Annotated in this window: 16 protein-coding genes; 3 read left to right on the top strand and 13 right to left on the bottom strand. The window is 48.6% G+C overall.

The genetic code is table 11. From position 1 onward, the window contains the following. Positions 1 to 8 precede the first annotated feature (8 nt). From KNO70_RS07485 to KNO70_RS07440, 10 genes are all read right to left on the bottom strand, one after another. On the bottom strand, positions 9 to 593 hold the full coding sequence (locus KNO70_RS07485; RefSeq protein WP_214811816.1) for a Maf family protein: 585 nt from the start codon (positions 591 to 593) through the stop codon (positions 9 to 11). A 140-nt stretch (positions 594 to 733) separates the two neighbouring features. Further along, a complete protein-coding gene (locus KNO70_RS07480; RefSeq protein WP_074037502.1) occupies positions 734 to 1,441 on the bottom strand; it encodes a hypothetical protein in 708 nt (235 codons plus the stop codon). Then, the gene (pilM, locus tag KNO70_RS07475) at positions 1,438 to 3,009 is read right to left on the bottom strand and encodes a pilus assembly protein PilM (protein WP_214811788.1); all 1,572 of its coding nucleotides are present in this window, start codon (positions 3,007 to 3,009) and stop codon (positions 1,438 to 1,440) included. Before pilM ends, KNO70_RS07480 begins: the two co-directional genes overlap by 4 nt. A gap of 12 nt (positions 3,010 to 3,021) precedes the next feature. Next, on the bottom strand, positions 3,022 to 3,774 hold the full coding sequence (locus KNO70_RS07470; RefSeq protein ID WP_214684713.1) for a prepilin peptidase: 753 nt from the start codon (positions 3,772 to 3,774) through the stop codon (positions 3,022 to 3,024). A 92-nt stretch (positions 3,775 to 3,866) separates the two neighbouring features. Next, a complete protein-coding gene (locus tag KNO70_RS07465; RefSeq protein WP_214684715.1) occupies positions 3,867 to 4,340 on the bottom strand; it encodes a prepilin-type N-terminal cleavage/methylation domain-containing protein in 474 nt (157 codons plus the stop codon). A gap of 141 nt (positions 4,341 to 4,481) precedes the next feature. Continuing rightward, positions 4,482 to 5,699, bottom strand: coding sequence for a type II secretion system F family protein (locus KNO70_RS07460; protein WP_214684717.1), 1,218 nt, complete (start codon positions 5,697 to 5,699; stop codon positions 4,482 to 4,484). Between the two features lie 6 nt (positions 5,700 to 5,705). Then, on the bottom strand, positions 5,706 to 6,743 hold the full coding sequence (locus tag KNO70_RS07455) for a type IV pilus twitching motility protein PilT (protein WP_015881136.1): 1,038 nt from the start codon (positions 6,741 to 6,743) through the stop codon (positions 5,706 to 5,708). After that, positions 6,736 to 8,406 (bottom strand): GspE/PulE family protein, encoded by a 1,671-nt coding sequence (locus KNO70_RS07450; protein WP_214811785.1) that lies wholly within the window; start codon positions 8,404 to 8,406, stop codon positions 6,736 to 6,738. The genes KNO70_RS07455 and KNO70_RS07450 overlap by 8 nt, the downstream gene beginning before the upstream one ends. 1 nt (position 8,407) lies before the next feature. Further along, positions 8,408 to 8,698 (bottom strand): hypothetical protein, encoded by a 291-nt coding sequence (locus KNO70_RS07445; protein WP_214811782.1) that lies wholly within the window; start codon positions 8,696 to 8,698, stop codon positions 8,408 to 8,410. Beyond that, positions 8,695 to 9,915: a G5 domain-containing protein gene (locus tag KNO70_RS07440; protein WP_078146548.1), complete on the bottom strand. Its 1,221-nt coding sequence runs from the start codon at positions 9,913 to 9,915 to the stop codon at positions 8,695 to 8,697. Before KNO70_RS07440 ends, KNO70_RS07445 begins: the two co-directional genes overlap by 4 nt. A gap of 157 nt (positions 9,916 to 10,072) precedes the next feature. On the opposite strand from KNO70_RS07440, the gene KNO70_RS07435 reads away from it, so the two are divergent. The 3 genes from KNO70_RS07435 to KNO70_RS07425 are packed head-to-tail and all read left to right on the top strand — an operon-like array spanning position 10,073 to position 12,705. Next, entirely contained in the window at positions 10,073 to 10,528 is a 456-nt protein-coding gene (locus tag KNO70_RS07435) for a type IV pilus modification PilV family protein (RefSeq protein WP_078146547.1), read from the top strand. Continuing rightward, complete coding sequence (locus KNO70_RS07430) at positions 10,476 to 11,039, top strand: prepilin-type N-terminal cleavage/methylation domain-containing protein (RefSeq protein WP_230872789.1); 564 nt, start codon at positions 10,476 to 10,478, stop codon at positions 11,037 to 11,039. Before KNO70_RS07435 ends, KNO70_RS07430 begins: the two co-directional genes overlap by 53 nt. A 16-nt stretch (positions 11,040 to 11,055) precedes the next feature. Next, the gene (locus KNO70_RS07425) at positions 11,056 to 12,705 is read left to right on the top strand and encodes a hypothetical protein (RefSeq protein ID WP_214811779.1); all 1,650 of its coding nucleotides are present in this window, start codon (positions 11,056 to 11,058) and stop codon (positions 12,703 to 12,705) included. A 45-nt stretch (positions 12,706 to 12,750) separates the two neighbouring features. Here the strand turns inward: KNO70_RS07425 and KNO70_RS07420 are convergent, their stop codons facing one another. The 3 genes from KNO70_RS07420 to KNO70_RS07410 form a co-directional block, all read right to left on the bottom strand. Next, on the bottom strand, positions 12,751 to 13,395 hold the full coding sequence (locus tag KNO70_RS07420; RefSeq protein ID WP_214811776.1) for an ankyrin repeat domain-containing protein: 645 nt from the start codon (positions 13,393 to 13,395) through the stop codon (positions 12,751 to 12,753). Between the two features lie 22 nt (positions 13,396 to 13,417). Next, positions 13,418 to 17,179: a DUF5057 domain-containing protein gene (locus KNO70_RS07415; protein WP_214811773.1), complete on the bottom strand. Its 3,762-nt coding sequence runs from the start codon at positions 17,177 to 17,179 to the stop codon at positions 13,418 to 13,420. 92 nt (positions 17,180 to 17,271) lie between these two features. Continuing rightward, positions 17,272 to 18,474 (bottom strand): bifunctional folylpolyglutamate synthase/dihydrofolate synthase, encoded by a 1,203-nt coding sequence (locus KNO70_RS07410; protein ID WP_214811770.1) that lies wholly within the window; start codon positions 18,472 to 18,474, stop codon positions 17,272 to 17,274. Positions 18,475 to 18,552: the final 78 nt, after the last annotated feature.

Below are 18,552 nucleotides of genomic sequence, written 5' to 3'. Positions count from 1 at the left end.
TTTCAAGTTCACAGGAAGCGAGGCGTCACCCCATGCCGGTCGAGCGTCTTGACGAGCGGATGAATCGGCAATCCGACGACGTTATAAAAATCCCCTTCGATTCTTTCGACGAAGAGACCACCCGATCCTTGAATCCCATACGCACCCGCCTTATCGTAGGGCTCTGTCGAATCCAAATAATCCGCTAGCCAGGTTTCAGGAATCTCAGCGAACGTCACACGCGTCGTCGTGACGAACAAATCTTGGGACTTACCGATGATGCTCACACCCGTCAGCACTTCATGGGTCGAACCGGATAATCGTTCAAGCATCCGTTTCGCATCCTCCCGGTCTGTCGGTTTCTCTAAAATGATGCCGTTCAAGACGACGACCGTGTCCGCGCCGATGACGATGGCATCACGGTGATGCCTTGCCACGTCCATCGCTTTCTCCCGGGCCAGACGAGCGACGTAATCACTCGGTGTCTCCCGACCGTCCGTCCCTTCCATCACGGTCGATGGGATGACCTCATGTTTGATTCCTGCTTTCGTCAATAGCTCGGTACGTCGCGGTGACATCGAGGCGAGAATGACACGCTTCTGTGTTGAATTCATTGTATCGACTCCTTCTCTTCTTCCAAAACGGCGTTCCTTCCCGTTTCGGTCTTCACTGTTGATTGTAGGCAACGTGCCTCCTAAACACAATTACCCGCGACGAAAAACACGCCCCTTCAATTGCGAAGGGACGCGCCGACTTATGGTGTCGTATAGTCGTATACCGGGATATCCTTTTGCTCAAACGCCGGTTCCGGAATGTATCGGTCTGGAACGAGTTGGTCGAGGTCCGGACGATAGAAGGCATCAAGCTCGACTGTAAACTCGAGCGACTGCACTTCTTCGACCGTATTCGGTCCCGTCTCGGCAGGTCCGGTAAATTGAACCGTCCGTAACACGTGAATCCGATTCATCGACTCGATCGACTCCAAGAAGGAGACGAGCGCTTCATACGTCTCTGCTTGCAAGTTGACCGTTGAACGGACCGTAGAAGCGTTGACAGGTGCAACGTCCGTTGGTTCAGCCGGTTCATTCGTCGCACTCACATCAGCCGGATTGAACGGCTCGACCGTTTCCGGCACTTCTGACTCAGCCACAACGCCATCCGCAAATGCGATACTTGTCACATTGACACCCGCAAGAAGACTTGCCTGCGACAACGCCTCAACGACCGTGTCGAGGGCAGGAACTGTTGGAACCCGTGTCTGAAGCGTCTGAGAGTCCGCTACATCAACGGCTTTTCCTTCTTGGCGCAATAACTCCAGTTTTGTTTGTTCGAGCGAGAGGTCCCTCTCAAGCGCTTCGACCTCTCCTTGTTTGACGTAATACGTATAGCCAAAGTAAGCCGGTGCGATGATTGCGGCAAGGAGGCAAATCGCAAATAACGCGTAGATTGTCGAACGTTTCATTGACTCACCACCTCCTCATCCGTGTCCTCTTCCTCTGTCAACTCGTCTTCCACGTCTTGGAACATGAACGTAAACTCTCCGATATAGCGTGGAAGCGGATCTTCTTCTAATGAGTTTTCCTCTTCTTCTGCATCCACATCCGCTTTCAACTCTGTCGTCACACCGAGGAGTTTGACGTCGAGGAACCGCTCATCGGTCATGAGCGAGCGCTGGAATGCGTTCAAGTCTTCTAACGTCTCGAATTGAGTTCGGACGCTCATGATGGAGCCATCCGCGTAGTTATACGTCAAGACGTAGCCAGTAGGCGGCAACTGCTCAGTCAACGCGCGCAGTGCTGGGACCGCATCCTTTTCCATGTCGGTCAACGCCGTCACGGTCTGGTCGAGCGAGAGCACTTGTTGCGCTTTCGAATTCACTTGTTCCGTTTGATAAATTTGGACGAGCTGTAACTCTTCTTCGATTCGCGTCTGTTCTGCTTCAAGTTGGCCGACCTCATAGTACAAGTATCCGGCCGCCCCTCCTCCGAGAAGAAGGGCGACGAGACCTGTCACGATCGGCCAACGGAGTGTCACGTCCGTCGAATTGATGAAGTTCGTGTCCCGATCGCGCTGAAGCGTCGCCATCCCAAGGAGTGGCAACATTTGATGCGATAGCGGTGTCCCGTGAGCGATGGCGAGCGGTTGCTCGACACGCGTCACCAAGACGAGGGACTCAGCCTGAATCATACGGACGAGATCATCGACTTCCGGGACAGTTCCCGAAACGTATAGCTCATCGATGGCTCGACCATCCGTCCGCAGAGAATACCGATAGAAATCGAGGAAGCGAGCGAGTTCGTTCAACCAGTCATCCAACTGATTGGCCTTCATCTCGCCTGTCCCATCATATGTATAGGTCACGACACCATCTTTCGTCCCGACTTGATACGGGAGGTCTAGTTCGATCGAGCGGATGAAACGGATCTGCCCTTCCTCAAGGACGAGCAATTGATGCGAAAACGGCGTGATATGCCAGAGTAATGTCGATTGAAGCGGATCAATCTCCGATAAACGCATGATCCCATTGGCGACCGCGACAGAACGTGGCGTGATTTTCTTCAACGCTAAACCGCGTTTTTTCATGTACGCGCGGAGCGATTTCGTCAATTCGATCGAAACGGCATGCAACATGACGTCCGTCTTGACTCCGTCTTCTCCTAACACTTCATAATCGAACGACACATCATCGAACGGCAAGATGATTGAGCTCCCGATTTCCATGAAGAGATAGCCACGAATCTCGTCCTTCGGAATCGAAGAAGGAATCTCGACTTTTCGTGACAACACTTCGGTCTCGTCCAATGCGATTGCACACGTCATCCCGCGTCGCACTTTCAACTTGCGACAGAGCTCATCGAAAGCGAGACTGAACGCCGTCTCATCGAGAATCTTCCCTTCTCCGTATGCGTCTTTTGCTAACTGAACCGAGGCGCTTCGTTTGAACACCCCTTGTTTGATGACGGCCCCGTGGATGCTGAGCGCATCAAACGAAAAATACGCGACCGTCCCTTTCTCTATCCCACGACTCATGATCGTTTCCCCCTACATCAACTCAAAATACCAATCAAAAAAACTTTCACTAAACCAAAACGTCAACATCGTCCCGAGCGCAATGGACGGGACGAACGGAATCGGCTGTTTTCGCCCGATTTTCTTTGTGGCCATCAATCCAATCCCGACAACCGCCCCAATCAAGCTCGATAAAAATAAGGCGACGAGCACGTCACGTGGACCGAGCACAAGACCAATCATAGTAAACAATTTGACGTCCCCTGCCCCAAGTCCCCCTTTTGACACGAAAAAGACGGTCGCGAGGAGCGAAAATCCGAGCAACGCCCCTACAAGCGGGTTCCACCAAGATGCCCCTGTGAGATAGGTGAGGAGGAGTAATACCGGTGCCGTGAATTGCAAGATGACATTCGGCACGAGCATCGTCGATAAATCAGACATCGCCAAAGCGAGTAAGGTCGACAAGAAAGCGAACGCGAGTAGCGTCGTCACACTGAATCCGTAGAGTGAAAAGCTATAGCCATATCCAATGGCTCCAAGTAATTCAAAAATCGGATACGTCGGCGCGATCCGCTCGCCACACCCATGACATCTGCCTCTTAAGGCGAGATAGCCGAAAATCGGGATGAGTTCCCACGGTGACAATTCGTGACCGCAAGACGGACAATGTGACCGCGGCGTCACGATCGATTGCTGACGTGGCACGCGGAGCCCGACGACGTTGGTGAACGATGTGATGACCGCCCCGAGGACGATACTATATAGGAATCCAATCGATTCAATCAAGGAAGGATCCTCCTTTTGTCAGTATATGCCAAAAACAGAAAACCGGCTAGGCTGAGCGAGTGCCCAGCGCCAGCCGGAAGATAATTTAGAATTTATTTAATAACATCTTTATTTAAATCACTACTCGCCACAGGATTGGCTAAAGTACCAATACGTTTCGTTCCAGCGAGCCATACATTGTAAGTATATTTGTTATCCGAAGATTTCGTCACTTTTACTACTCCATTTGTGTAATCTTTGCCAAACGGATCTTTCATTGTATCAATCATGTTCTTAGCGTCACGCTCATTATTAGTTTTATTCACATTTCCAACAAATCGAATGACCTCACCATCAGCTACTTCATTCGAAGCTACATATAATTTGGCCGCGTTGACCATTTGCTTCGCATCGGCTACCATCGCATCTTTCTTCGAGTTCTCGATGATCCCACCAATCGCAACGACTGCGATGGCTGCGATAATCCCTAAAATAACGACGACGACGAGTAACTCGACGAGTGTGAGCCCACGCTCATCTTTTAACTGTTTGGCATCTTGCCAAATCATTTTCAACTTCTCTACCATGATTCATTCTCCCCTTTTGTGTAATGTGCTGTGATTAAACTAGATAAATTACTTAAGACCTAATATAAAAGTAGAACAATTTTACTATACCTTCTAAATATAGTATTGAAAAGGTATATTTTCAAAAGCTTGCATATTCCTTTACTGATTCTGAATATCACCATAGATTTGGAACATCGGGACGACAATCGAGATGACGATGACCCCGACGACGCTTGCCAATACGACGATGAGAAGCGGCTCGATAATCGACTTCAATCGGTCGGTAGTCGTTTCGACCTCTGTCTCATAAAACTCAGCAACTTCGTTCAACATCGAATCCAAATCTCCACTCTCTTCCCCGACGGCGATCATCTGTGTCATGAGCGCCGGGAAGTTCGCATTTCGCATGAGCGGTTCGTGAAGTGGTATACCTTGCGCCATCATTTCACGCGCTTCCCTCAATCCTTTCCGGATGACACGGTTCGATACGATACGTTCGGTGATTTCAATCGCCGTCAAAATCGGGACGGCCGCCTGTAGGAGGACCGCTAAACTTCGCGTTAGCAATGCAATCTGAGATTTCATCACAATCGTTCCGAAAATCGGCATCTTCAATAACAAGCCGTCGATGACGAACCGTTCTCGGTCCCGTTTCAACATCCAGGTGAAGGTGAGAACTCCGAGAATCGCAAGTCCGAGTAACAACCACCAGAAGGCCGCGATGAAATCAGAGACGGCAACGACAATTCGCGTGATGAGCGGAAGCTCACCACCGAGTTGACCAAAGATGCTCGCGAATGTCGGGACGACGTTTACCATCAAAAAGGCGACAACGCCGATGGCGACGATGGAGACGACCAACGGATACGTGAGGGCAGAAATGACCTTCCGCTTCACGTCATATTGTTTTTGGAGTTGGAGCCCGATTTGATCAAGCGCCTCCTCCAAGTTTCCACTCGTCTCCCCGGCAAGTGCCATCGAACTAAAGAAGTTCGAAAAGACGCGTGGGTGTTTTTTAATCGCCTCAGAATAGGCAATCCCTTCCTTCAAATCATCCTCGACTTGACTCAATGCTTTCTTCAATACGTTCGACTCGGTCTGTACACGTAAGATTGAAGTCGCACGAACAATTGGGACACCCGCCCGGATGAGCGTCGCGAACTGACGGACGTACATGATCAAGTGTTCGATTTTGACCCGTTCCGGTAGCAAGTTGACCTCTTTGTTCAGTCCGGTCGACTCGAGCTCAGACAAGTCCGTTACGAGAATCGACTCTTGACGCAACTTTTCTTTCGCTTCCCGAAGCGAGACGGCCGTGATGCGACCTTTCTTACGCTTCCCGTTCAGGAGTTTTCCTTCATACTGAAATATCGCCATCACTCATCACCTCATCTCTTCTGTCGGGACGGCGTTCGGGTTGATGATCCCTTGCCGAACGAGTTGTTCGATGGCGGCATCCATCGATTGCATCCCGTGTTGGCGACTCGTCTGGATGACGGTCGGCAACTGGAACTCTTTTTCATTTCGAATCAAGTTGGCAACTGCCGGATTCCCCAACATGATTTCCATGGCGGCGACGCGGCCTTTCGGCACATCAATCCGTGGAAATAACCGTTGACTCACGACGCCAAGCAGGACGTTGGCGAGTTGTGTCCGGATTTGGTCTTGTTGCTCGGCTGGGAATGCGTCGATGATTCGACTCACCGTTGACATCGCACTCGACGTATGGAGTGTCGCCATGACGAGGTGCCCTGTTTCTGCCGCTGTCATCGCCGTCGAGATGGTTTCTAAGTCTCGCATCTCCCCAAGCAAAATGACGTCCGGGTCTTGACGTAAGGCGGCCCTTAGACCACTTACGAACTTCATGACGTCAGAGCCGATTTCCCGTTGGTCGACGATGCTTTGGTCGTGGGAATGCAAATACTCGATCGGATCTTCTAGCGTGATGATCCGCTTTCGCTGCGTGCGGTTAATCTCATGAATCATCGCAGCGAGCGTCGTTGATTTCCCTGACCCTGTCGGACCCGTGACCAAGATGAGACCATGCGGTTTTTCAATCAAACGCTTCAACACAGTCGGCAGATTGAGTTCATTCAACGTCGGGATTTCCCCGGAAATGGACCGGAATGCGATGGCAATCGTGCCTCGTTGATAGTAGGCGTTGACCCGAAAACGGGAAACACGTGGGACACCGAACGAGAAATCGAGATCCCGATCATGCTCGAGACGTTCGCGCATATCATCGGTCATAATTTCTTTTAAATATCCTTCAAGATGGTGCGGCAATACCTTCTCCTCGCCCATCGTAATGAGGCTACCATCTACTCGAATAATCGGTGGAGAACCGGCTGTCAGATGAATGTCCGAGGCACGTTTCTCGACCGCATTCGTCAAAATGGTTTCAATCGATTGATTAATCATAAGCATTCTCCGTAATGACCGTTCGTAATATTTCTTCAGTCGTCGTCAGACCGGCGGCGACTTTTTCTAATCCGTCCTCAAGGAGGAATGTCGCTCCTTGTGACTTGGCATAGTCGACCATCTCAGACTCTGTCGCCTGGTTCATGATCATCCGGCGCAAGCCTTCATCAATCGGAATGACTTCGTGAATGGCGAGGCGCCCACGATACCCTGTGAAGTTGCATGACGAGCACCCTTTTCCCCGAACGATGTGGTCGATGTGTACACCTTCAGCGTCGAACAGACTACGTTCGCTCTTCGATACCGGTTCGACTTGACCACAGTCACGACAGACGCGTCGAACGAGTCGTTGTGCCACGAGTCCCGTCGTCGAAGCGGCGACAAGGAACGGCTCGACCCCCATATCGACGAGACGGGTGATGGAGCTGATCGCTGAATTCGTATGTAGCGTTGACAAAACAAGGTGACCCGTGAGCGAGGCACGAATGGCAATCTCAGCCGTCTCCGTGTCCCGAATCTCTCCGACCATGACGATGTTCGGGTCTTGACGTAAAATTGAACGAAGCCCTGACGCGAACGTCAAGCCGACTTTCGAGTTGACCTGAACCTGGTTGATGCCGTCAAGTTGATACTCGACCGGGTCTTCTACCGTAATGATGTTTTTCGTCTCATCATTCAGTTCTTTCAACGAAGCGTACAATGTCGACGACTTCCCTGAACCGGTCGGACCGGTAATCAGGATAATCCCGTTCGGACGTTTCAGCATGTCACGGTACGCCAGTTCGTTTCGCTCTCCAAATCCGAGTTTTGTCAAATCGGTCAGCCCTTGCGATGAATCGAGTACCCGAATAACGATTTTCTCCCCATACATCGTCGGGAGCGTCGAGACGCGGAAATCATAGGCGCGATTGCGTAGCGTGTACTTGATTCGCCCATCTTGTGGTAGGCGACTTTCTGTGATGTCGAGGTTACTCATAACTTTGAGACGCGTCAGCATGACGCTTTGAATCTTCTTCGGATAGACCGTCTCGGTACGCAAGTCCCCATCAATCCGAAAACGGACGTGGAGCTGTTTCTCATGCGGGTCGAAGTGAATATCCGAAGCGCGTTGGTCGATGGCACTTAAGAACAACTGGTTCACGAGTCGAATAATCGGTGCATCGTCTCGACTGATTGTTTCTTGTCGCTCGATCTCCGGGGCATCCTCTTTTAAAATTTCGACGAGCGAGTGATCCATCTCATAGTATCGACTGATTGTCTTTCGAATCTGTTCTCTCGTCGCGATGCCGATTTCGATGTTCATCCCGGTCTGAAGACGGACGTCATCAATGGCAATGAGATCGAGTGGGTCGGCTGTCGCCACATGTAACGTATTGCCGTTCAATTCAAATGGCATGATATCGTGTTTTTGTGCCAATGCTTTCGGTACGAGCTTCGTGACCGTCACATTGATGTCATAGGAGTACAACTCAATGATTGGCACATGCAACTGTTCGTGAAGCATTTGGATCAACTGTGTCTCGGTAATATGGTTTAGTCGAATTAAGGCGTCCCCTAGTTTTTCTCCGGGACGCTTCTGTTCAAGCGCCTCATCGAGCTGACTCGTCGTAATAAGCGCAGCCTCGATCAGCATCTCACCTAATCTTCGTTTCGTTCGTCTCACGTTACTTCACCATCCTTTGAGGAGCCTCCTCCTGCTCGGCCTTGTCATTCCGTTCTTCGACAAAGACGCTCGCAGCCACCCCTCCAATCAACAATACAACGAGAACCACCCATGCCCACCATGTTTGTACGAGTGATTCCTCTACCATCACGTAGACGCCGCTAGATAAGAGTGCCGTCCATAGACTGATGACAAGTTTCGTTTCACGTTTTCGCATCATCGGAACGGATAAGGCGAACAGCGTCAATGTGGCGAGTACCCAAAAGCCGAGTAAAATCAAATAGCCAATCATCCGACTGCCTCCTCTTCTGCAGGTTCTTCTTCTAATACTGGCGGTTCTGCCTCAAACGGGTCGTCGTTCGAATCATTCGGGAACGGGTCTTCTTCTTCCTCGTCCTCATCCGGGAATGTCGGAATGACCGGTTCGACCGGATCTGGTGGCGGAAGCGGCACGGAACTCTTCGTCACGATTTCCGGTGTTGGGGCATAAAAATCAAACCCGAGTAATTCCATCGTCTCTCCTTCTTCAGTCACTGTGACCCGGTAGAGCTTACCTGACTGTCCATCTTGACCTGACTGGGTGACCGATGAACTGCCAGATGGGAGCGATGATGAGAAACGGACGACTTTTTGATGCGGTACCGTCTTCACTTCTTCCACTCTCGCCTCGAAAGCGGCGTCAAACGGTTGCCCGAGCAATTGGACCGTCACAGAACCCCCTTCATTCAAGACGAGGATGGCGTACGATGTGTCTTCTCGGTTTTGAACAGCAAAGTTTGAACGCTCATCGACTTTCGTGTCATAGCCCAGTTCCACCCCGGAAGGAAGTGTTTCATGCGGCACACGTTCAAGAATGGCGAACGGTGTCGCCGCAAACATGCGGTAGAACGAAGACCCGAGTGTCGTGAGCGCCTCGTAATCTTCTCCGAACGATTTAAGACTGAAGATGTCGCCCGCCGCCATCTCGAATCCGTTCATTCGATCAAGTGCTGACTGCATGGCTGGTGTCGGGCTCACGGTGAACGAGGCGACGACCTCGCTTTCCGCCGCGACTTGCTCTAATGTCACAGATGACTCCAACATTGATGCGGCATCCATCAACGCCGGGGCAATCATCGTCAACGTCACAGGCTGACCTTCGAGATAAGGCTCGACTTTCGTTTCATCTACAGATGTCAATAGAGGATAGGCACCTGTATCTTTGATGGAGTCTAACGTATTCGATACATCGAACGTCACGACCTCTTTGCCAACCTCCATGACCGTCCCATCCATCAAATTGATTGAAAAGGGTGCCGTATTAAAGTCTTTAATCGCATTATCGAGACGAACGTTCGCTTCTTCTTTCGTCATCCCTGATACGTCGACACCCGCGACCGTCGTGTCTTTTTTATATGTAGCACTCGACTCAGCGGACGCGTCTAAATAATTGACGAGTCCGATCGTCGGTAATGTCACGAGTACGACGAGTCCAATCAAAATGAAAAGATGCATCCCATACCGCTTCATGTAAAATCCCCCCGTGTCTAATCCGACTTCTATTCTATATATCCGTTCAGCGTATAACTTTAGTATAATATGTATTGTACAAAAAATAACATTTAATTCAGTATTGCATACGTTATTTTCCGATTGTTTTACTTTTTTTGAATAGGAGGTCAATGTCTTGTCGCATGCCGAAAAAGGTTTTACGCTCGTCGAAGTGCTCGTCTCCATCGTTGTTCTTTCCATTGTCTCATTTTCTTTACTTTCGATTTTCAGCCAAAGTTTGAAGACGACACACGACAGCCTCAATCAAACGATTGCGAACCAAGTCGCGCAAAACACGTTACATACTTTAAATCGACGGGCCGCGTCCGTTGATGAACCGCTCGAACTGCGTCAATTGTTGAATCGGGACGGGATCAGCTCGACGTGCGACTTCTGCGAAGATACCCGAATCCATGGGGATACGTATATCGCAACCATTCAAATGCTGTCCACTGCACCCGGACATACCATTGAAGTTGAAATTTCGGTGACGACCGACCGTTTGCAAACGCCCGTCACCTTGAAAGGAGTCATTTCGAATGCGACATTGCGCGAACCGTTCCCTGAAACGGCTGTCCCGACAACTGACTGAGATGGAGAAACGTGAAGACGGCTTCACGCTCGTCGAGTTGCTCGTCACAGTCGTCGTCGCTTCGATTTTAAGTGGCGTCATCATTACGGCCTTTATCACTGGAACGCTCGGTTTTCAAATGACGAACGAGACGAGTGACCTTCGAAGCGAGGCCGACTATTTGATTGCCTCCGTGCTCTCTGACGTGAACCGGACCGAATTCGACGCCGTGACGGAAGTGGACGGCTCGTTTCAATTTTATCGATTGTCCGCTCCAGACATATCGGAAGCCGGAATGATTTACCGGGAGGCGGGATACGTCCCGACCGACTTGGTTCTCTCAGAGGATTCGTTTACGCCTTCTAATCCACAAATCACAGTCGAACGGATGACCATCCAGTTAAAAGATCCCGTGTTCGATCCGAGACGCCCGACTTACATGACCGGTGGACTCATCGAAATCGAGATGGATTTGACTCAGTCGAACGATCCCGATTCTGTTACGACATTTGAAAGCTCCATCCCATTCTAAGAAAGGAGGCATCCTGATGCGAAAACGTGAAGACGGATATGTTCTCGTGCTTGTTCTCGTGACGATGGCAGCCCTCGCTGTTCTGTCACTTGCGGCCATGCAAGTCAACTTGGCGACGAATAAATTGACCGTTATCCGTACAGAAGATACTCAACTGAATGAAGATGCGAAAAGCGCACTTCGCCTCATCGCCGATGAGGTTCGGACCCAGTTCCCGCTCCATGGAGAAGCGGAAGTCCCGACCCATATGGAGTCGGAAGTGGCATTTCAAACTGCAGTACAATCGCTACTTGTCAGTGACGAGCCGTTTACGGATTTGACGACAGACAGCGAGGTCCGCTATTCCATTGATTTGAAGAAAGATGCGATGGATACGACGATTCAAACGGCACCGTTCACGACGATTCTCCAAGTGAACGTTACGGCATCGCGACAAGTGAATCCGGAACAACCGGAGCTTACCGTTGAATACACACAAGATTTATATTTGACGGCTCTCCCTTCCTTTTTATACTACGTCCTCGGGTCCGACCAACAGTTAGACGTAAACGGCATGCCGACGATTCAAGGAAATATCTATTCAGGTGGTCCCCTCGCTTTCATGCGCCAAGCGAACTTCCAATTGGATGGTGTGGCGAAGCAAATTGAAAATGTCGATTCCAGTCGCCTTCACTTGAATGGCCGAATCGATTTAGTCGAATTGAGCGATTGCTTGAGTTGCCAGCAAGAGAACTACTTTACAGTAGGTACGGAACAAGCTGGCGAAAAGGCGGACGCCGGGGTGTCCCCGAGTCGCTTTTCTCCATTCCAATACGACTACTCAATCATCGAATTTTTAAATCGACGACTCGACACACCGCTCGCCTACACCAATAACGTCGACTCAAAAATCTTTGGAGAAGGTCTGATTCGCTCGACCGATCAAGTATTCGAACTCGAAAGGGTTTTATCGGAAGATGGGACCTCGATTATCGAACGCCCGACTTCGTACTTACGGGCGGATGCTTATAACGCACTCACCGACCCGACCATCGTGACATTACCGGATGCCATTTCCGACCGTGCCATGTATGTCACGGAATCCATCACCGAGTCGAATGCCCCGCTCCTTTTTGACGGCGACGTCGTCATTGAATCCCTTGAGAAGCTGACGATTGCACGGCCCCTGATCGTACGTGGTGACTTGACTATTAAAGGGAACGTCTCCTTCAGTTCGACGGTCTACACGCTCGGCGATACGTTCATCGACCGAGCCAATATTCTTCCGATTGATGCAGACAAAGGGAACTCGCTCATTCTGTTATCTAAAGGAAAGATCCTGTTAAACCGAATCAACGAGTTTGACGACACACCGACGACGCTCCAGGCATTCATGTATAGTGACTCGAACGAACCGACCTATGTGTATGCGGTCGGATCCATTCTCGAAGTCAACGGAGGTCTGTATAGTAAGGGACCACTTGAAGTGAACGTCTTCAGAGGGGGATTTACTGGGGGCAACGGCTTAAGTCCAGCTGAGAACTTCGACCGTCAAGTTCCAGCTCACGAGGCCGAAAAGTCTCGATTGAAACTGACGTATAACGATTCCGTGTTCAATCAATTGGAAACACTCCCTGTCACGAATCAACTGCAATTCTTCGTCAGTCACCCTGTTCAATTGAAATGAATTCAAAAAATCGGCTTCCTCTCTGATTGAGAAGAAGCCGTTTTTTTAGTTCCCCATCTTTAGAATGAGGTCCGAGTTGTAGTCTTTGGCCGTCTGTTCCATTTCCTTTGTCCATTGCGCGCCGTTGTCGAGAAGCAGTTGCGTTAACTCGACTTGATTGTGACGAACAGGCTGCAATAACACCGATTCGGTATCTTGAATCGTATAGCCTTGCCCGAGGAGTTCTTTGACCGCATCGAGATTCAACGAGTCGACCGCAATCCCAAGGAGTCGTTCGTCTTCAACGTAACGCATCGCCAGCTTCCATTGATCCGGACTGCCGTTCGCACTGAACAATGGTGTGATGACGGGCATCCCTTCCACTTCTTCAAATGGGTCAAGTCCTTGTTCGAAGTATGCTTCAATCACGTCTAGAGGTGCGAACGTCACTGCCGTGGCGAATTGCTCGGCTGTCGTCACAACTTTTTGGTCTTCTAAAACAAGTCGGACGGCCTCCCATTCTTCCCTTGCCTGTAAATCTGTCAATTCTTCTTCTGTCACCGAAGAGCGTTGACTCACTTCTTTTACTAAATCGTCACCGGATAACTGCGAGAGCTCGGGTTGGGATTGACTCCAGTACAGGAGCCCGCCCAATCCGATGACGAGAATCAATCCGGTGATGCCAATCATTATTCGCTTGCGATTCATCATTCGCCAACTTTCTGCCATTCACTTAATAACGGTCATCATCCTGTCCCGAGGCATTCGTTTGGATGATGCGTACATAAAACGTATCCTTCACGGCTTCAAACGGTTTTCCAGCCGGAAGCGTCGTGTAGACTTCCACTTTCGCCACACCAGGTTTCACTGGAATCAACTCTTTTCCTGATCCACTCACTTGAACATATTCTTCGCCGGATACAATCTCCATGTGATAGTCACGCCAAGTCGAAGTCGTAGGCCAGTACTCAAGAAGAGGTAGTCGTGGTGCCGTCCCTTCACCAATATTGATTGTCATGTCTTTTGACATCAATTGGTTCGGGTATTCGTTGACACGGACAATCGACGTGTTCGAACGAATGTTTCGTAACGCATTGTCATCGAATGTCGTCTGAATCAGAATGTCTGTCACGACACCATTAGTTCCGTAGCCATGGTTGGCACGTAATTCATATCCTGTCGCACTTTGTGTCACCGTTAGAGCAGATGGGATGGACCCGATTCGTTCAAACGGAATGGATACGGTTGGTGTTGAGGTCACTTGAATCGAGGCGACTTCATTTACACGTTTTTCTTCGTCCAAACTATCCCATACCCAAAGGTCGAGTTGGCTCGGCGTTTGGCTCAAGGATGGTGCCTTGACTTGGATGGTAAAGACGGTGCTCGGAGTAGCGATATTCAAGCCACCGAAGAGGTCACCGACATCCACAGTCGCCTTAAACTGAGTCGTACCCGGTTTCAGTCCAATGATGTTCAAGTTGTTGCCAACTTGTTCAAACTTCACACTATCCCCAGATTCGACGACATAGCGAACCGACTTGTATTGAGCCGTTTCGGGCATGACTTTTGGTGTGACCGTAGTCGTTTGACCGACATATAGCTCTGTCGACGGGATGGCGAGTTGCTCAGGCGGACTGATGACATTGACTTTCGACTCAGCTATGACAAGAGGTTTCTTATCGCCCGGATCGATTGTCAATCGCAATTTCGCAGTTCCTGTTTTCAAACCGGTCACAATCGCATTGTTTCCTTGGGTGACGAGTTTCGCAACACCGTTCGCATCAACGATTTCCCACTTCAAGCTTTTCCATTTCGGGTTCGTAAAGGTGTTGCCTTTCGCATCCGTGATGGTCGGACTCACAATCTGCTGTGCCCCAATTTGTAACGTGACGTCAGGAATCTTCGCTTCGTACGCGTACGGCGCCCCGATATTGATCAGCAAGTCTGGGAATGACGATTGAACCTCTAGTTCCTTATCCCAGTCATTATGCTTATCTAAAATGTGATCACGCTTCTTCGAATACTCAATCAACGTCGTTAATTGGTTATCCGCTTTTTTCAATTGGATGAGTGAAGCAGAAGGCTCGATGGCTCGAACGACTACTTCAAACTTCACGGTTCGATTTCCACTATCGTTCGGGAGGAAAATGTTCGTGTTCCCGTTTCGTTCGTAGTACAAGTCTGGTTTCAGCTGTAACTTGATTTCATTCGGGTTGGTGACAGGATATTCATTTCCATTCGCATCACGAATCGCCACCACTTCGAGTTGGCTTGGTAGTTTTTCTGTGAAGGTCGTTAAATCCACTCGTAAAAACTTATCGCCCAACTGATTCGGTAATCGGTCGAAACGTTCCGGATATTGAATTTGATAGTGAATCGTTCCCGTTTCGTATAAGTTGATCGTCGACGGGTCAATCGACCGGGACACTTGAATCAAGTCGGAAACATTCTCCGCACGTTTGACGTTGATGGTGAACGTATCACTCACCTTCGCATTCCGTTGATCGGACGTCTCGATCTTCACTTCAATCGGTCGGTCTGCGACAACATCCGCTGCCGGAATCGTAAACTCTTTGACTTCGTAGTTACGTAAGTTTTCGAATGCGACCTGTTTGCCGTTATATGTGATGGTTGAATTGAGGAACAAGTCTTGGAAATCATAGTCGCTCGGTCGCCACATCAATTTAACGTCTTGTCCAGCAGTCACTTCAACAGTCCCGGCTTTTAAATCAGCAGAGGTATAGGACTGGTTTGAATCACTGACGGACTCAATCACGTTGTAAGGTTTATGATTCGCCCCGATAAAGGCGCGATACATCGTATTGATGAAGATTTTTTTCTCATCTTCTACTGAGAACTTGTTCGTGTGCCCTGCACCGGAGTAGGTGAAGTTGTTTTTTGTATACGTGTAGTAATGGTTGCTTGCATCTCCGTAAGAACGCTTATTGTTATTATTACTATTGTCAGCAGATAAGTTATACCAAGGTGTCACTTCAGGGTCATTCAAATCAAGCGTAAAGTATTGGTTGTGTGTTGTAGAAATAGCTTTTGGCGCATCATCTAACACATATGGGTAGGAAGTAAAAATTCCGTCCTGCACCTTTTCAATCACTTTCGTTGGCTGTGGTGCACCATATCCTATATTTGTATAAATTCGTTGCCCTGAAATATTTTGTGCGGAATCTGCATTGACAAATTGACGTTCCCATTCTGAAGTGGCCGAGTTCCCACCACCAGATCTAAATATCGTGTCATGAGTCAACATAACGCCTTGTCCTGTTTCTGAAAACGATTTGACTTTAGACGTTGCAGCAACATTCATGCTACCTTGTGTGTTATATGAATCCTGAAATCCAAAAATCAGCATATCATATGTGTTGTTATTCAATCCTTGATCAAATTTCCCTGATTGAAATTCACTAGTCGTACCATTGTTTAATGTAAATTGATATTGACCATTCCCGTCTGTCAACATATTTGATAAGTGGTCAGATATTTTACCATTACTCGTTGTTCCCGCAGTTAATTGTAAAATATTCGCTTCTACTTTTTGATCGATATAGAGAAACGTTCCTTTTTTATAATCTTTACGTCCCGTGACTGTATCTTTAGCAACAATCATCCAATTTTTCGGACCGGTATACGTAGGTCGAGACAAGAAAAACTCGAGTTGAGTCGTTGAGCTTGCAATCACTTCTCTCACTTTATCTTCAGCATCAAAGCGATCATTATGATTAAAATCAATATACAATTCGACAATCGTACTTGAAGTTGGTGGATTTACAAACTGATAGTTAAATTGGAAAGGTTTTCGGTCATTGTTTTTAATCTGTACCGTTTGATTTACAAGTGGCTGTCGATTATATGTCACTTCTACATTCGATAATAACGGGCGAATGCTCTTAAGATTAATCAACTGATTAATGATTGCCTGATCAGTTTCAAATTGTTTCACATTCGTGAATTCTTTTAGTGTAGATAATTGTTTCACGTTTTTACTACCAAGCGTGACGTCTTTATGAAAATATACTGGCAATCCAGTTTTCACATAAAAATCTGTAATTTCACCTAACTTTAAATCGGTTAAATCATTTAAAATTTTTGTGGTATCGTGCTCTGCACTTCGATTTGATGTCGATTTGATTTTATTCACGTCATCAAGCGCTTCTTGATATTTCTTTTCAAGAGGACTGCTTCCCAACACAATCGCATCGTAAGCCCCATCCATTGGGAAACGAGTCGCATTGAATTGCTTGACCGTCATAAAGTCAATCTCAAGCTTGTTCAAGCTGTTTAAATCACTTACGAGTGTCTTTTTATATGATTCAATCGCCGTATCTAAAGCCTTTTGAGTCAATACATTGCTTGCTGTATACGCATCTCTTAAATACAATACTTTATATTTCGGTAATTCTTGTGCCTCTACGAACTTACTTTGAGGGACGAACGAAAGTAGTAAAATGAAGATTATGGCCACATGCATGAGTTTACGCAATGTATAGTCCTCCCTATTTTTAGTCTTCACTACTAATTATCCCACCCACTTGAAAAAATATACATCTATTTCTTTGACATCAGGTAAATGTTTTAGCTTAGGAAACGTCTCACTTCACTGATGAAATAAAGGGACCCTGTCACAATCAACGTCTCACTCGTCGGTGCTTCCATCCAATCGCTTAGCCATTCTTTCCATTCAACGAAGCGTGCCCCATCTTTTAAAAGCTGATCTCTCGTTCTCGCACGAGGAAAATCAAACGTTGTCTCGTACACGTCGCCAATCTCTTGAAGCGCGTGAATCATCGTGTCACGGTCTTTATCTTCTAAAATCGCCGTCAACACCGTCACATCTTTCTCTTGTTTGGCTTGCAATACTAACGCCTCGATGCCTTCTTGATTGTGTGCCCCATCTAGAATGATACGCGGTCGTTTCGATACCAGTTCGTATCGACCCGGATGTTGTGCTCGCTCGAGCCCTCTTCGGATTGCGTCATCACTCCAGCCGAGGTGACGCGCAACCGCCACGGCGCACGCCCCGTTGTATGCTTGATGATGCCCCGTCAAGCCGAGCACGACAGATGGCGTATCCTCATACGTCACGACGGTCTCTGCCCCGTCCACAATCTTCTTCACGATTGGACGAACATCTTGAATGGAAGAACCTAAATCGTCCCCTCTTTGATGCAATAACTCAATCAACGATTTCTTCTCGATACTGTGGAACATCGGGACATCACGTTTCACGATGCCGTATTTCTCTTGTGCAATCTCTTCAAGCGTATCGCCGAGAATGCCTTGATGGTCATGTCCAATTGACGTGACAATGGTCGCGAGTGGCTGCTTCAATACGTTCGTCGAATCGAGGCGACCCCCGAGACCGACTTCCCAAATGATCAAGTCTGGACGTGTGTCATCAAAATAGCACCATGCCATCATCGTCAAGAGCTCAAACTCCGTCAGCGTCTCTGGAGCATCGTCCGCACAGGCTTTGACACGGTTCGCCATGTCGACGAGCGCGTCTTCAGGAATCGGTTCCCCGTTCAACATGATCCGCTCCTCGAACTGAATGATATAAGGGGACGTGAATGTGCCGACGGATAAGCCGTTCTCCATCGCCATCGCCCGTAAAAACGCGACGGTCGACCCTTTTCCGTTCGTCCCGGCCACATGGATGGATGGGCGTTCTTCTAACCCTAACTGCTCAATCATCCAGCTCATCCGCTCAAGACCCGGTTTGATCCCGAAGCGAAGCTGTCCACTCAACCAATCGAATACATCTTGTCTCGTCTTCATCTTCCACACTCCTACTGTTTACACTTCTGTTTCATTTTATCAAAATTCACGACAGCCGTTATGGAAAACAGTCTGTGC

The organism is Exiguobacterium sp. s181, assembly GCF_018617125.1.
In the GTDB taxonomy this organism is placed as follows: Bacteria; Bacillota; Bacilli; order Exiguobacteriales; family Exiguobacteriaceae; genus Exiguobacterium; species Exiguobacterium profundum.
This window is presented reverse-complemented; position numbering and strand designations above follow the sequence as displayed.

Coding starts and splice junctions, on each gene's coding strand:
- KNO70_RS07485 (WP_214811816.1), bottom strand. CDS start 593: ATGAATTCAACACAGAAGCGTGTCATTCTCGCCTCGATGTCACCGCGA.
- KNO70_RS07480 (WP_074037502.1), bottom strand. CDS start 1,441: ATGAAACGTTCGACAATCTACGCGTTATTTGCGATTTGCCTCCTTGCC.
- pilM (WP_214811788.1), bottom strand. CDS start 3,009: ATGAGTCGTGGGATAGAGAAAGGGACGGTCGCGTATTTTTCGTTTGAT.
- KNO70_RS07465 (WP_214684715.1), bottom strand. CDS start 4,340: ATGGTAGAGAAGTTGAAAATGATTTGGCAAGATGCCAAACAGTTAAAA.
- KNO70_RS07460 (WP_214684717.1), bottom strand. CDS start 5,699: ATGGCGATATTTCAGTATGAAGGAAAACTCCTGAACGGGAAGCGTAAG.
- KNO70_RS07455 (WP_015881136.1), bottom strand. CDS start 6,743: ATGATTAATCAATCGATTGAAACCATTTTGACGAATGCGGTCGAGAAA.
- KNO70_RS07445 (WP_214811782.1), bottom strand. CDS start 8,698: ATGATTGGCTATTTGATTTTACTCGGCTTTTGGGTACTCGCCACATTG.
- KNO70_RS07440 (WP_078146548.1), bottom strand. CDS start 9,915: ATGAAGCGGTATGGGATGCATCTTTTCATTTTGATTGGACTCGTCGTA.
- KNO70_RS07430 (WP_230872789.1), top strand. CDS start 10,476: ATGCGACATTGCGCGAACCGTTCCCTGAAACGGCTGTCCCGACAACTG.
- KNO70_RS07425 (WP_214811779.1), top strand. CDS start 11,056: ATGCGAAAACGTGAAGACGGATATGTTCTCGTGCTTGTTCTCGTGACG.
- KNO70_RS07420 (WP_214811776.1), bottom strand. CDS start 13,395: ATGATGAATCGCAAGCGAATAATGATTGGCATCACCGGATTGATTCTC.
- KNO70_RS07410 (WP_214811770.1), bottom strand. CDS start 18,474: ATGAAGACGAGACAAGATGTATTCGATTGGTTGAGTGGACAGCTTCGC.